Origin of the sequence: Zhongshania guokunii (genome assembly GCF_040892635.1) — a bacterium.
GTDB classification, from domain to species: Bacteria; Pseudomonadota; Gammaproteobacteria; order Pseudomonadales; family Spongiibacteraceae; genus Spongiibacter; species Spongiibacter guokunii.
The window spans coordinates 1-14,989 of record NZ_JBFRYA010000021.1 but is presented as its reverse complement, the minus strand read 5'-3'; the positions used below and the strand labels follow the sequence as shown (position 1 = coordinate 14,989).

At 49.8% G+C, this 14,989-nt stretch carries 12 protein-coding genes; 11 read left to right on the top strand and 1 reads right to left on the bottom strand.

Annotated elements, in window-relative coordinates:
* Window positions 1-28 precede the first annotated feature (28 nt).
* The 3 genes from pstA (at window position 29) to phoU (ending at window position 3,397) form a co-directional block, all read left to right on the top strand.
* Window positions 29-1,735 carry a phosphate ABC transporter permease PstA gene (pstA, locus tag AB4876_RS17455; protein ID WP_368383018.1) on the top strand — a complete coding sequence of 569 codons (1,707 nt, stop codon included), beginning with the start codon at window positions 29-31 and terminating at the stop codon, window positions 1,733-1,735.
* A 79-nt stretch (window positions 1,736-1,814) separates the two neighbouring features.
* Window positions 1,815-2,615, top strand: coding sequence for a phosphate ABC transporter ATP-binding protein PstB (pstB, locus tag AB4876_RS17450; RefSeq protein WP_368383060.1), 801 nt, complete (start codon window positions 1,815-1,817; stop codon window positions 2,613-2,615).
* 56 nt (window positions 2,616-2,671) lie between these two features.
* The gene (gene phoU, locus AB4876_RS17445; RefSeq protein WP_368383059.1) at window positions 2,672-3,397 is read left to right on the top strand and encodes a phosphate signaling complex protein PhoU; all 726 of its coding nucleotides are present in this window, start codon (window positions 2,672-2,674) and stop codon (window positions 3,395-3,397) included.
* Window positions 3,398-3,411: 14 nt separating this feature from the next.
* Here phoU and AB4876_RS17440 read toward each other — a convergent pair whose 3' ends face one another.
* Complete coding sequence (locus AB4876_RS17440; RefSeq protein WP_368383017.1) at window positions 3,412-4,923, bottom strand: AbgT family transporter; 1,512 nt, start codon at window positions 4,921-4,923, stop codon at window positions 3,412-3,414.
* 128 nt (window positions 4,924-5,051) lie between these two features.
* Here AB4876_RS17440 and AB4876_RS17435 point away from each other — a divergent pair, with 128 nt between their 5' ends.
* The 8 genes from AB4876_RS17435 to AB4876_RS17400 form a co-directional block, all read left to right on the top strand.
* Window positions 5,052-6,335: an MFS transporter gene (locus tag AB4876_RS17435; protein WP_368383016.1), complete on the top strand. Its 1,284-nt coding sequence runs from the start codon at window positions 5,052-5,054 to the stop codon at window positions 6,333-6,335.
* Window positions 6,336-6,676: 341 nt separating this feature from the next.
* Window positions 6,677-8,881 carry a type IV pilus assembly protein FimV gene (locus AB4876_RS17430; protein WP_368383015.1) on the top strand — a complete coding sequence of 735 codons (2,205 nt, stop codon included), beginning with the start codon at window positions 6,677-6,679 and terminating at the stop codon, window positions 8,879-8,881.
* Window positions 8,853-9,593 carry a TIGR01621 family pseudouridine synthase gene (locus AB4876_RS17425; protein WP_368383014.1) on the top strand — a complete coding sequence of 247 codons (741 nt, stop codon included), beginning with the start codon at window positions 8,853-8,855 and terminating at the stop codon, window positions 9,591-9,593. Before AB4876_RS17430 ends, AB4876_RS17425 begins: the two co-directional genes overlap by 29 nt.
* Window positions 9,594-9,647: 54 nt before the next feature.
* Window positions 9,648-9,977 carry a DUF2288 domain-containing protein gene (locus tag AB4876_RS17420; protein ID WP_368383013.1) on the top strand — a complete coding sequence of 110 codons (330 nt, stop codon included), beginning with the start codon at window positions 9,648-9,650 and terminating at the stop codon, window positions 9,975-9,977.
* Entirely contained in the window at window positions 9,974-10,270 is a 297-nt protein-coding gene (locus tag AB4876_RS17415) for a hypothetical protein (protein ID WP_368383012.1), read from the top strand. Before AB4876_RS17420 ends, AB4876_RS17415 begins: the two co-directional genes overlap by 4 nt.
* Window positions 10,271-10,281: 11 nt before the next feature.
* Window positions 10,282-12,381 (top strand): tRNA(Met) cytidine acetyltransferase TmcA, encoded by a 2,100-nt coding sequence (locus tag AB4876_RS17410; RefSeq protein ID WP_368383011.1) that lies wholly within the window; start codon window positions 10,282-10,284, stop codon window positions 12,379-12,381.
* Window positions 12,382-12,383: 2 nt separating this feature from the next.
* Window positions 12,384-12,782: an HIT family protein gene (locus AB4876_RS17405; RefSeq protein ID WP_368383010.1), complete on the top strand. Its 399-nt coding sequence runs from the start codon at window positions 12,384-12,386 to the stop codon at window positions 12,780-12,782.
* A gap of 331 nt (window positions 12,783-13,113) precedes the next feature.
* Window positions 13,114-14,989, top strand: a 1,876-nt coding sequence (locus tag AB4876_RS17400; protein WP_368383009.1) for a hypothetical protein, incomplete at its 3' end; no start/stop codon positions are given.

Here is a 14,989-nt window from a genome sequence, read left to right as displayed (position 1 = left end):
CAGTAGGCTGAGAAACAGGAATTTAAAGATGTCTTTGCACGATGATAACAAGCAGGGCCTGATTGAGTGGTGTAAGCGCGGCGAGCCAATGATTTGGTTAAACGCCGCTGCGGTTACCGTAAGTACCATGGCAGTTATTGGTTTGCTACTACTGTTGGCGGTGAGAGGCTTTGGTCATTTTTGGCCGGCCTCAGTTGTCCAGGCTGAGTATAATCTGCCTAGCGAGACGGCTGTTCCGATTCTTGCCGAACGGGTTGAGGTTGAGAGTGTACCCATTGAGCAATTGTTGAGTGCGGGCTTTAAAATTGACGCTAGCGAGCCTTTTGTAAAGCGTGAATTGGTTAAAGTTGGCAACCGCGACGTTGGCGGCGCCGATTTCAAATGGGTGATTAGCGACTACCTCGAAGACGTTCAATATCCCCGCGATGTATTGGTTATTGAGCGTCGCGAGTGGGGTAATTTTTACGGTTTTCTGCAAGAGGTTAAGGAGCAGGGCAAGGTTGTCGCAAACACTGAGGCTGACGGGCCTGCTGCGCTGTTGGATTTTCAAGCTCGGGTAGAGCGCGCCAGTGAGATTCACGATCGAATTGCCAAAATTGAAAAGAAAGACATTGGCAGCATAAATTATAAATTGGAAAAGCTGCGTTTAAAGGAGCGGGGTTTAAGCCTTGATGACGATTTAAGTGCCGCAAGCCGTCAGGAGAGGGAAACGGAAATTGCTCTGTCTCGGGCTGAACTCGACATCCAGTATAAAGCCCTGCAAGCGCAACTGGCCGAGCTGTATACCCAGTGGAATCGAGATAGCTACACTATTTTGACGAGCAGTGGCCAGTTGCGCGAGCAGCGCATGGCTACCGTGGTAAAAGCCTACCAGCCCAATGCCATGCATATTGGGCAGAAAATCGTGTTTTACTTCCAGAAGTTTGGCGAGTTTCTAACCGAAGAACCCCGCGAGGCTAATACAGAGGGCGGAATATTTCCTGCTATTTTCGGTACCGTTATTATGGTGTTGATTATGTCGGTTTTGGTTACTCCCTTCGGTGTGATCGCGGCGGTTTACCTACGCGAATATGCCAAGCAGGGTTTAATGACCCGTATCGTAAGAATCGCGGTGAATAACCTCGCTGGGGTGCCTTCGATTGTTTACGGTGTATTTGGTTTGGGCTTCTTTATCTACTTCTTGGGTGCCGAGATGGATAAAGCGATGTTTGCCGAAGCGTTACCAGCGCCAACGTTTGGTACACCTGGTTTGCTTTGGGCGTCGGTAACTTTAGCTCTGTTAACGCTGCCGGTAGTGATTGTCGCAACTGAAGAGGGTTTAGCCCGTATTCCGCGTAACTTGCGCGAGGGCAGTCTCGCTCTTGGGGCCACTAAGGCAGAAACTCTGTGGCGAGTAGTATTGCCAATGGCGAGCCCAGCGATGATGACTGGTTTAATTTTGGCCGTCGCGCGAGCGGCGGGTGAGGTGGCGCCATTGATGTTGGTGGGGGTGGTTAAGTTGGCTCCCTCGTTACCGGTTGACGGTAACTTTCCTTATTTCCATCTAGACCAGAAATTTATGCATTTGGGCTTCCATATTTACGATGTGGGTTTCCAAAGTCCGAACGTAGAGGCGGCACGGCCTCTGGTTTATGCTACTGCGCTCTTGCTCGTAGTGATTATTGCCCTGCTGAATTTAAGTGCTGTGGCTTTGCGCAACCGTTTGCGTGAAAAATACAAATCACTGGAAATGTAATCGCGTGAATAAAGTGAATGAAAAGGCGGCGAATTTTATGACGACAGAAAAAGCGGCAGTTAAATCACATGCCATCAATATGGAATCACTGGGCCGCACGCGTGTGGAGCAGTCTATTCACGACGAAGATATTACCCTGACGGTAGATAACCTCGATCTCTATTACGGTGAGAAGCAGGCTCTGTTTGATGTGAATATGGTGATTCCACGGAAAAAAGTTACGGCTTTTATCGGACCAAGTGGCTGTGGTAAATCAACACTGTTGCGCTGTTTTAACCGCATGAATGATTTAGTCGATACCTGTCGTGTGGACGGCGGAATTTCGCTTGATGGTTCTAATATTTATGACAAGCGTGTGGATGTGGCAACTTTGCGCCGCCGTGTCGGTATGGTGTTTCAAAAACCAAACCCTTTCCCGAAATCTATTTACGAAAATGTTGCCTATGGTTTGCGTATCCAGGGCATTAACAAAAAGCGGGTTTTAGATGAGGTTGTAGAGCGTTCACTGCGTGGCGCGGCGCTATGGGATGAGGTCAAAGACCGTTTGCACGACAACGCCCTTGGTATGTCTGGCGGGCAGCAGCAGCGCTTGGTTATTGCACGGACGATTGCGGTTGAGCCTGAAGTTTTGTTGCTCGATGAACCTGCCTCGGCGCTGGATCCAATTTCAACGCTTAAAATTGAAGAGTTGATTTACGAACTTAAAGATAAATATACGATCGTAATCGTCACGCATAATATGCAGCAAGCGGCTCGCGTTTCTGACTATACTGCATTTATGTACATCGGTAAGTTAATTGAGTTCGATAATACTGACATTCTTTTTACTAACCCGAGTAATAAACAAACTGAAGATTATATAACTGGGCGCTACGGTTGATCTGGCTTGGAAAATGGCTGTTCGATGTTTGCTGAGGTGTTATTGGGAGAATCATGATGAAAGAAAAAAATTCGCATACGCATCACATATCACAGCAGTTTAATACTGAGCTAGATGATATAAAAACCCGGATGCTAGAAATGGGTGGCTTGGTTGAGAAGCAGGTTGCTGATGCAACCAATGCCTTTATGAGCCTCGATACCGGTTTAGCTGAAGAGGTGAAACGCGGCGATAAGTTAGTTAATGCGCTGGAAGTTTCAATTGACGAGGATTGCACCATTATTCTCGCTCGGCGTCAGCCAGCCGCGAGCGATTTGCGTTTGGTTTTGTCGATTAGCAAAATTCTAAGCGATTTAGAGCGTATGGGCGATGAGGCCAGTAAAGTTGCCGATAGTGCCATTAAGTTAACTGAGCTTGGTGGCTTGCCGCGCAGTGTGCTCGAAATCCGCCACATAGGCGACCATGTTGCCGGTATGGTGCGCGGTTCACTTGATGCCTTTGCTCGCTTTGATATAGATCTAGCCTTAGAAGTTGCGGAAGAAGACAAGGCTGTTGATCTTGAGTACGGCACCGCTATGCGCAGCTTAGTAACCTATATGATCGAAGATCCGCGCACGATTTCCTCTGTGCTGCAGGTTATGTGGGCATTGCGCTCCTTGGAGCGGGTAGGCGATCATGCGCGCAATATTGCTGAGCACGTAATTTACCTTGTTAAAGGCGCCAACGTTCGCCACGTTAATATCGAAGAAATGGCCGCCACTGTGCAAGACCAGCAGTCATAATTATTCGTTAGGAATCAAGCCGGACCTAGTGGCAGTCCGGCTGCCAGCCACAATCCCAATAATAAAGACCAGCCGATTAAGAAACATAGCGAATAGGGTAGCATCAGGGCCATCAAGGTTCCCATCCCGGCCGATTTATCATGGCGTTGCACAAATGCGACAACAACACCGAAATAGGGCATTAGTGGAGTAATGATATTGGTGCTTGAGTCGCCAATACGATAAGCCATTTGGCTTGATTCCGGATCTACGCCTAGTAAATACAGCATTGGTACAAATATGGGCGCCATTAAAGCCCATTTGGCCGAAGCACTGCCTATTAATAAATTAATCCCCGCACTCACCAATACGAAGCTGACCAGTAAACTGGTTTTGGACAGCGCTAGACCAGCCAGCCATTGGGCGCCGTTAATCGCTGTGATCGCTCCTAATCCTGTCCAGTTAAAATAATTAACAAACTGCGCGGCAAAAAACATCAGCACCAAATAGCCGGATAAACTAGCAAGCCCGCTTTCCATGCCGCCAACCCAATCATGTTGGGATTTAAATTTTCCCGTGCCGTAGCCAAAAATAATACCCGCGATCACCGCGTACACGGCAATGAACACGACAATGCCATTTAACAAAGGTAGTGCGGCGAGGCCGTTGGGATCGGGGTTGCGCAATAGGCCATCGGCCGGTAGCACCAGTGCAAACAAAATGGCGATAAAAGCGAGGCTAAACCCCCCAACTCGGCGCAGGGCGATAGCTTGCCGCTGAATATCCTTTGGTATTGTTGCGCTTTTCTCATTGCTGGTGCTGGGTTTGGCGAGCCTAGGTTCGACAAAAACTTCATTAATCCACGCGCCGCCAAGGGTAATAAACACCGTTGAGGCGAGGGTGAAGTAGTAATTGGCGCTGGTCAGGACTTGGTGTTCCGGGGCGACTAAACCAATCGCTTCAGTCGTGATGCCGGCAAGGATCGCGTCAACCGGCCCCAGCAGTAAATTGGCGCTGTAACCGCCAGATACCCCTGCAAATGCAGCGGCGATGCCTGCCAGTGGCGAGCGACCGGCGGCTCGAAAGATCAATGCGGCAAGTGGGATTAAGACTACATAGCCTGAGTCGAAACCGATACTGGACATCACCCCCGCAAACACTACAAAAGCGCTGAGAAATTTCGGAGGCGCTTTACTGGCAAGACGGTGAAGCACACAGGCCAATAAGCCTGACTCTTCGGCCACCGCAATGCCAAGTATCGCAACAATGACTGAGCCGACTGGGGCGAAGTGAATAAAGTTGGCGACGGCATTGCTTATCATCCAGCGTAGGCCGTCACTGCTTAGTAATGATTTGGCGGTAATGGTGTCGTTACTGATGGGGTGTGTTGCACTTAAGCCTAAACTGTTGGCAAGGGCAGAGCTAAGAATAATTGCTACACAAAAATAAATGAAAAGTAACACGGGGTGGGGAAGGCGATTGCCGGCCGTTTCTAAGCTATTGAGCCAGCGTTGGCTAAGTGCAGGGCGTTGCGAATTTAGGGCCATGAGTTGGACTTTTCCTTTAAAAGCAGGTTTTCAGTGTATTATGGCGGCACTGCAAATAGACTATAAAGCGAATACAGCAAAGCATTTATACTCTGCCAGAATCACCGGATGATAGGAATGTTTTTACAGTGAGTGGAGATGAACAGGGTAGTTTGCTAAAGGCGTCGTCAGCTCCCACATGGACTGTCATGATTACCCTATACCTCGCCATGATGAGTGTCGGTATGGGCCAAACCGTGGTCTTTGCTGTTTTGCCGATGCTCGGTCGCGAGTTGGGTTTGGATCAACTGGTTTTTAGTTTACCGTTTAGTGGCTTCACATTTGAGCCCCGCGAAGTGGCGATAACCTCACTCTCAACTTTAACGGCCTTCACCTTTTTTGTTGCTGCCCCGCGATGGGGGCGCCTCAGCGATCTCTGGGGTCGAAAACCCCTAATAATTCTGGGGCTGTGTGGCTACACCATTGGCACCTTGGTGTTTAACGGCGTGGCCTATTTGGGGCTGACGGGAGCCTTGGCGGGGGGCGTGCTCTATCTGTTTTTAATATTGAGTAGGGCATTTCACGCAGCGCTTATGTCGGCAACTCACCCAGCTTCTTCAGCCTATATGGTCGACGTGACCTCGGTAAATGAGCGAACCCGTGGCATGGGTAAAATGCAGGCATTTAATCAGATAGGCGTAATGATTGGCCCAGCCTTAGCTTGGTTCGTCCATATCAGCTACTTAGCCCCATTTTTTATTCAGGCTGCAATTACTTTTGTGGTGGCGATGATGGTGTGGCGTTATTTGCCAGCCCTACCGCGAATGCCTCGCACTGGCGTTAAAGCGGTCAAACTCTCTTATTTTGACCCGCGTTATAAGCTTTATATTAAATTGAGCTTCACTGTGTTCTGCTTGGTTGGTATGGTCCAGCAAACCCTAGGATTTTATTTTCAGGATCTTCTGCAGCTTGACGGGGTGCGATCGGCGCAAACTTTTTCAATGGCCATGGTGGTCTCGTCCATTGCAATGTTAGTGGCCCAGCTCGGCGTGGTGCAGCGCTATGTTGGCCCGCCAATGACTTTGCTGCGTTTTGGTTTGCCCTTTATGGGGGTGGGCTATGTTGTTCTTGCCAGCTCAAACACGTTGCCTTTTTTATTGCTCGCCATGGCCTTGATCGGGTTTGGAATGGCGGTGACCGGTTCTTCTCTCACCGCGAGCGCAACAATGGCAGTCGAGTCAGGGGAGCAGGGGGGCTTGGCCGGCTTGCTGGGCTCAACTGCCGGGCTGGGGTTTATGCTCGGCCCGCTTTTGGGTGGTGTGCTCTACCAGTTTTCCCCCGCTTACCCATATTGGTTCGCTGCGGCGCTGGTTTTGGTGATTATTATTATTCTATTTCGTCATGAGCCGGTACCGCTTAGTCAAGGGAAATAAATGACTGTGACAGTTTGGTTAAATTTTATGCGGAATCGCCCAGCACCCATGAACGCTACCTTATGGTGGGTATGTACAATGTTATCCACAAGCTTATTCACCTAAATTGGGGAAAACTTTTATTTTGGCTGCATTTGGCCAAAGTTGTCCACAAAACTAATGGGCAGTGCCTGCTAGAATGTGAATAAGCGATTTTGTGGGCTAATTGTGATTGTTTTCAGGTTTTTACAAGCGTTTAATGGCAAGTGTTAGAGATAGTTGCTAAATATAAAGAACAATCAGGTATTCTACGTAATACCTGCCCTATTTTGGGGGGCGGGGGACAAAATGAGATGTTGAGTATGGCTAAATTTAAAGTACCGGCGATGTTACCGCTGTGTTTAGCAATTATGGTTGGGCAGAAAGCGGCGGCTTTAGGCTTGGGCCCGGCAACACTTGACTCTGAACTAGGTGAGCCCCTATTCGCTCGAATTCCAATTTTTAAGGCTGAAGGCTTAGGTAGCGAACAATTGCTGGTTAGCCTAGTCGCGGTTAAGGACGGTGATAGCGGAATAGAGATTGGTTCAGTGGACACGCGCTCTATTTCGGCAGTGGGTGAAGTAGACTTGACTGGCAATGGCACTATCTATTTGAGAAGTGACCGGCCACTGCGCGAACCGTTCCTACATTTCATGCTTAATGTCCGTTGGCCGAATGGCAGTTTAAGTCGAGCGTACACCCTTTTATTTGATCCGCCAGTTGATGCCGTGGCCAAAAGTACTGCAGGGGTGACGGTGCTTCAAAATATCGATCGTACTGCATCGACGGCGATCGTGAGCAAGCTTCCTAATGCCCCGCGCCAGGCCCCTGTTGTTGCGGAGTCTATTGTCAGTGATTCGGCTTTTTATACCACTGTGCGTGGCGATAGCTTGTGGAGTATTGCGCTGCGGCTTGCCAGGGCCAAAAGTGGGTCGGTAGCCCTGTGGATGGATCGCTTATACGCGAACAACCCAAAGGCGTTTATTCGCGGCAATCGCAATTTACTGAAAGAGCGAGTTACCCTCGACTTGTTTGAAAGTTTGCCTGAGCCGCTAGACACCGAGCCTGTTACTTCGTCACCAGCCAAACCGGCTAAAAATATTAAGGCAGTCGCTACCGGTAGCCTAGGTCGACCAAATGGCGGGCTGGGTCTTGATCCGGCTATTGTTAGTCGTCGTGAGGAAGAAGGCGGTGGCAACACCGCTAGTAGTGCTGGCGAAGGCGACGGTGTGCTTAGTGAAAAACAGTTTTTGCAGCAAAATCTTGGTGAGGTAGAGGGGGAGGTTGCGCGAGTTTCCGAAAATATTGCGCAGATGAGCCAAAGGCTCGTCGCGCTGCAGGCTCAGCTAGACAGTTTAAATAGTCAGTACCAACAAATGCGCAGTGCAGAAGTGGCGGGCGCCGTGCCTGCTTTAGTGCAGTCTGAGTTAGTGGCGAGCCCCACGGGTATCGAGGCAGTTGGCGGTGATAACGCAATTGATCCTAGCGCTAGCGAGGCTGATTTAGCCCTAACTGCTGATTTTGCCTCTGAGCAGGCTACTGCACCAGATACTGGCACTGCTCCTGGCACTGCTCCTGGCAGTAACAATGTAAACGTGATGAATAATACTGCAGTAACATTGGGTGCCAATGCTATGTGGCAGTGGCTATTGCCTTTGGTGGCAGTTGGCTTGGCCGTATTGCTGTGGCTGCGTCGTCGTACAACTGCTCCTAGAATTGAGCCCGTTGATTTAAGCGATGTGAACGCTGCCGTTGCCGCGCGAAAAGATACATTTAATGATGTGTTTACTTCACTGGACTCTCAGGCAAGTGTGGTTCGCAAGCCAAATGGAGACGCTCAAATTGGGGCGCCAGAGAATCGCGTGAATGACGAACTTGACGCCTTTGATACCGCTAACGCAGTGCATGAGGAATCTAAGTTTGAGATGCCGCCGCTGAGCTTGGATGAAGAGCTTCTTTCAGCGATAAACAATCCTGCCTTTGACGAAACCGAAGAAGATGAAGAGATTGCTGAGTTGCAAACCGATGATTTATTTGCCGAGGCCGAAGCGGGTGCAGAGTTAGATAACGAAGCAGATCAAATCGATATCGATGAAATTGAATTGGATGATACGATTTTTTCGGCTATTGATGAGGAGCCGAAGACACCGTCTGTAGAGCCTGAATTTGGCGAATTTGACCTATCAGATATTGACGACGAGTGGCTTTCTGGAGGCAGTGACGCCCCAGATTTGGCCGTTATGGCCAGTAATGATGCAAGTCATCGCGCAGCGGCGGCCATGGAACTGGGTGACTACACGAGTGCTAAGCATATTCTGGAAACGGAAATAAGTGTGAGCGACGATGTAGAGCTGAAAATGCAGCTGCTTGATGTTTACGCGCATAGTGGCGATACCGAGGAGTTTGAAGCTCTAGCACTGCAGCTGGAGTTTTCAAATGGCGATGACGAAAAAATGCGCGAAGTAGATATTTTGCGCGGTATATTGACCAATAGCCACGTTGGAACAGATAAGCGTCACGCTGATTAATATGGATGCGGTGGTAACACAAGCCTATACACTTATTGAAGACGCTGAAGACTATATCGTTATTGATAAAGGTCCTGGCGTAAATCTCCACCGCAATGAATCTGCGCAAAGCTTGGTGGATGTCCTTAATAGCGATTTTGCGGGCGCAGCCATGCATTTGGTGCATCGCTTAGATGATGCCACGTCAGGCTTGTTACTTTTAGCCAAAAATCCGGCGGCGGCAGCGGAGTTGGGCGCGCTGTTTGCTAATCGTGAAATCGAGAAATTCTACCTCGCCATCGCCGATGGTAAGCCCAGTAAAAAGCAGGGTACAGTGATTGGCGATATTAAAAAAAGCCGCAGTGGCAGCTATCTTTTGAGCCGTACGCGGAGCAATCCTTCGGTCACTCAATTTTTTAGTTATAGCCTAGGCATGGGGCGCCGTGCCTATCTGCTAAAGCCCCATACTGGAAAAACCCATCAATTGCGGGTAGTGATGAAAAGCCTGGGGGTCGCCATCTTGGGTGATCGTCGCTACGGCCCGTCTACGCAAGACAGTGATCGAATGTACCTACATGCTACAGCGCTGCGATTTACCTTTCGCGGAGAAGTACGTGAATACGTGTCACTTCCGCTGCGTGGTGAGCTATTTGTAAATGGCGATGGAGGCCTCGCAGCGGCTTTGTTAGACTGCGAGGCGCCGTGGGTACTTGAGTGGCCACGCTTAAATTAGCATCTACCGAGCAGCGATCGAAAGGGTATTGCGTTGGCCGGTATGTGGTCTGAAATGGATAGTAAAGAAATGACAGATTTGCGCTCTGAATTAATGATTAAACTTAATCGCGAAACCGCCAAAATTGATTGGCAGGCCTTGCAGCGCTTTTATGCACAGGGTGCGGTACTGGTAGTTGCGCCTGAGCTTGATTTAGTCGCTTCCGCGGTGGCGGTCGCTGAAGATAATAGTCAATATATTGCCGATTTACTGGCGAAAGGTCTGTTGCAAAGAGCTGACGAAAATCATGCGCAGCAGTGGCTGGCAGATCAAGTCGAGGTTTGGGCCGTAGTCGTGGCTCCCTGGGTTTTGGTCCAGCGAGAGCGTCAGTCCCCTCTGCAATGACTACGCGCACTGATTACCTCGAGGAACTGTCCTGTAAATTAACCCAGTTTTTTAGCGATCAGCGGGACGGCTTGGACATACCCCCAGCGCAGCTTTACCGGCTTGAGGGTTTTATCGAGGCGGGAATCCTAGTTAGATTTATTACTGAGTCAGAAGTAAAGCAAGACCTTATCGACCGCGCTAAACAGTATTTAAGCCACGATGTAGCGGAGTTTTATCGTCAAGATTACCGCTTGATTTTGCACCTGCGTATGCCAATTGCGCCAGTGTATCCTAGTAATAAATCTTCGTGAGTTAATGCACTATGAGCTCACCCTCGGTTACTGCGCCCAGTTTGGTCATACCGGAATTTTACGCGCAATTACGCGCTCAAGGCCTATATCGCGGCCACCGCTATTTGCTGTTTATTTCTGGTACTGAGGAATGGTGTGTGGCCCAGTTGGCGAATCTCCCCGGTGCCTTAGATAATTGTCTGTTACTTGCCAATGAGTCGCTGTACGGAGTTGAACCTCAGCAAACAAAAAATATTTTAGGTTGTGAATTTTCATCGCTGATTATAAACGCTCATGAGCATCAAGATATCAATGCTTGGCTGGCGGCGGCGGGCAGCTTGAGCGCGGGCGGCGTGTTGGCGATGTTATGCCCAGCGTTAGATGCTTGGCCTCAAAAATTTAGTGCTAGCGCGCTGTATGGCGCAGTGACAGAGTCGGTTTTTATACTGCGGATATTGGACTTGCTGTCCAGCTTGCCAGGCGTATTCTGCTGGACGCAGGGCGGCGTGCTGAATGGAGATATGCCGGCCGATGGTGAGGCTTGGCAGCAGTGCCTGCCCACGCCAGATCAGAGTAGCGTGCTTGCTGCGATCCAGCAGGTAGTTTGTGGCCGGACGAAGCGGCCGCTGCTCATTCGATCTGACCGAGGGCGAGGTAAAACCAGTGGTTTGGGTTTGGCGGTGGCCCAATTGTTTGGCGCGCGGGACTGTCGACGGGTATTGATAACTGCGCCAAGCGCCGACGCGGTGGCAGGAGCGTTTGAACATTTAGCGAGAACGGCGGCCAATGCGCAAGTAACAGCTACGCAGTGTGTGGTGGACGATTGCATCTTGCAGTTTTTGCCCGTCGACGCAGCGCTGAAAAGTCGAGAGCAGTGGGATCTATTGTTAGTTGATGAGGCTGCCGCGCTGCCCGTGGCGAGCTTGCAGCAATTATTACGACGTTATCCGCGTCTAGTATTTTCTACCACAGTTCACGGTTATGAAGGCAGTGGCCGCGGTTTCGATATTCGCTTTAAGGCTGTATTAGATCGTGAGCGGCCCCAGTGGCGGCGTCAGGTGATGCTTGAGCCAATTCGGTGGGCAGCAGAAGACCCTCTGGAACACGCTTTAAATAGGTTATTTCTTCTAAATGCCGAGCCACTCGACGACGATGGTGCTGTGTTGCCGCCGCGTATTCACGTGCTTGATCGCAAGGATTTCGGTGATGAGGGCTTGCTGAGACAGATTTTTGGTTTGCTGGTGCAAGCCCATTATCAAACCACCCCCCAAGACTTACAGTATTTACTTGATGGCAACGCCGAACTGATTGTTGCGATGAGCGGTAGCCGAGTAGTTGGGGTCTGTCAGTTGCTACCTGAAGGCGGCTTTAGTCGCGAGCTGGCCGCCGAAATTATAGCGGGTCAGCGCCGGCCGCGCGGCCATTTAGTAGGTCAACGCTTAGCCCATTTAAATGCAGAACCGCGCTATGTCGTTGCTCCGAGCTTGCGCATAACTCGTATCGCGGTGGTAGCGGATAAGCGTCGTAATGGGCTTGGTAAGGCGCTGTTGGCGGCCGCCGAAACGCTAGGCCGCAGTCGCGGAGCGGCATATTTGTCGTCGAGTTTCGCTGCTGACCCTAGTGTTATTGATTTTTGGTTGAGCGAACAATTTTCGCCGGTGTGCTTAGGTAGTCGTCGGGATACCGCCAGTGGCTTGCATTCGCTGATTGTGATTAAGGGCTTGCAGGCCGAATTCACACTGGGCGTCGCAGATTTATGTGCTCAACTCCACCGTGATCTGCCGTTAAGCTTAAATAGTGTGTATAGCGATATGAGCCCCGAGCTGTTACTAACTTTGCTCGCGGCGAGCAGGGCGGCGATATCGGCGCCACCGGCTGCAGTGATGCGTGCAGTGCAGCGCTACTGCTCGGGAGAATTGAAGTTTGAACAGGCAGCAGCAAGCATGTCATGCTTGTGCCTACGCTATGATTTACGCTCGGTTGCTGACGCTGAGTTAGCGGTAGCTCGCGTTATTTTGGGGCGTAGCTGGGGGGTTCTAGCTGAGCAATACGACCTTGCCGGAAGAAAAGAAATTGAGCAGCGTTTACGCGATATTTTTCTGAAAATTATATCAATAGTGGGTGAGGTTTAACTATGTCTACCATATTTACCAAGATTATCAAGCGTGAACTACCGGGTCATTTCGTCTGGGAAGATGATTATGCGGTGGCAATTATGACGATTGCGCCGATCAAACCTGGTCATATACTTGTTATCCCCCGAGATGAAATAGATCACTGGGACGATCTGTCTGCAGCACTGGCTGCCCACCTGATGGGGGTGGCGCAAACCCTTGCCAAGGCGCTAAAGCAGGCCTTTGTCTGTGAGCGGGTAAGTATGATGATTGTTGGTTTGGAGGTTCCCCATACCCATTTGCACCTAGTACCAATCAATACTATGGAAGACGCGAATTTTGCCAACGCAAAAATGGCAGAAGGAGAGGATTTAGCTGCTGCAGCTCACAAAATTCGCGAGGCATTGGTGAGCGTTTGATAGATGTTTGTTTAGTGGTGTTGATAGCGGGTTATAGGTGCCACTAACTATGTTGGGAACTCTTATTTAAGCGAAAATGAATCAACGTGACGTAGGCCTCGTATTTATATTTTCGAGTTACAACGGTGACGCTATATAATAAGAAAAATCAATGCCATACGTGTATACCACTTAATCCTAGCGGTTTCTCCGACGTGAAGTCATTGTAAAAGCTGTTATCGTTAGCATTAATCCACTTGTTGTTTATGGGGTGCATGGGGAGCTTGATCTAGGCATGCGGCCTCAGTCGACGTAATACGTCATTTGGCGTTTTTTTATACAGAGTTGATTAATGACAAAGAAGTTCCAAAAGCCCCGTTTTATAGTCAAAACCTCAATGTTTACGCTCAGTGTTATGGGCTTGTTGAGCAATGCGCTTGGTGGCCCGTTACAAAGCTTGGGACAAAATACGGGGCTGTCTGGCACGGTTAAAGGCGTTACGGGTAGCGATCTCAGCCCAACGCTAAATAGCTTGGATAATGTGTTTCCAGAAGATGCCATCAAAATGGCACCGCTTTCAGAGCAGCAGCTAAGCGATATACTTGCCTTGGATGCGCCGCTGACAGGGAATAATGGCAACGACAAGCCGGTAGGTAATGCGCAAAAAAAGGCCAAACACAAGTCGCCCATTGAGCCAATTAGTGCGCCCTTGGGTCGTAGCTTAGCGCCGTTAATCGATGCTGTCGATCAAGGATTGGATCCTCTTACTAACCCAGTTGATGACCTGCTAACTAGCTCCATCATCACAATTATTGCGCCATTGAGTGATCCATTGCTGGGGGTGATAGACCCTGTTAGCGCACCTTTTGACGGTGTTGTGTCTGATCTTACCAGTGGGAGTTTAGAGGATGCGCCCACCAATAACGATTACAAACCAAAGGATGGCAATGGTGTTATTAACGACCTGTTAGGAAATGATCATAGAGCCCACCGTGAATCAGGTGAAGCCTCGTTAGTGCCTATTATCACCAGGCCCCTAGGGAAAGCCCTGAATAGTATAGTCAGCGCGGTGGATGAGGGGCTTGATCCGCTTACGAACGTAGTCGATGATCAGATTTTAGAGCCTATTCTCGTCGCAGTAGCGCCGCTCACCGAACCGCTCCTATTGGCAATTGAACCCGCTACAGATCCCCTAGACGGTACACTCGCTGATCTTACTGGTGGCAGTATTGAAGACGCGTTAACGAATAAAGATGACAATCGCGCAGACGGCAATGGCGTGGTTAACGATTTACTGGGTGGTGACAAAAACCGCAATAAGCCCAATAACAACGGCACCTTCGGCAATAACGGTAATGACAAACCGGTGGGTAATGCGCAGGGTAAACCGCCAAAAAACAAATCACCTACCGAGCCGGTCAGTGCGCCGCTAGGCCGTAGCTTAAGCTCGCTGATCGATACTGTGGATACCTCATTAGACCCAATAACAGATCCAATAGACCAGTTGCTGTTTGCCCCAGTATTACTCTCTTTGACACCGGTATCGGGGCCGGTGCTTGAAGCTATTGCACCTGGTACTCATCCTGTCGATGGTGTTGTTTTCGATATAAGCGGCGGGAGTATTGAAGACGCGCTTGCCGACGATGATTATAACGATACCGACGGCAATGGTTTTTTTAATGATCTGTTTGGTCACGGTAAACGCCGTGACGGTGGCGATAATGCGGGTGAACACTCAGTAATTCCTACTGCCACGCGGCGCTGGGGCAGAGTTGCTGATAGGTCTGTCAGTTCCGCAGACGAAGGTTTGGATCCACTCACAGACATTATTGATGACCAAATATTGGCACCCGTGCTTGATGCGGTAGCGCCGGGCACTGAACCGGTACTTGCGGCTATTGAACCGGTAACAGATCCAGTTGATGGCACTCTGGCCGACCTGACTGGCGGCAGTGTTGAAGACGCGTTAACGAATAAAGATGACAATCGCGCAGACGGCAATGGCGTGGTTAATGATTTACTGGGTGGTGACAAAAACCGCAACAAACCCAATGACAACGGCACTTTTGGCAATAACGGTAATGACAAGCCGGTGGGCAATGCCCAGGGTAAGAAGCCCAAGAATAAATCACCGATCGAGCCGATCAGCGCACCGCTGGGCCGCAGCTTAACGCCCGCGATTGACAGTGTTGATGAAGCCCTTGATCCGCTTAGTAATCCAGTTGATG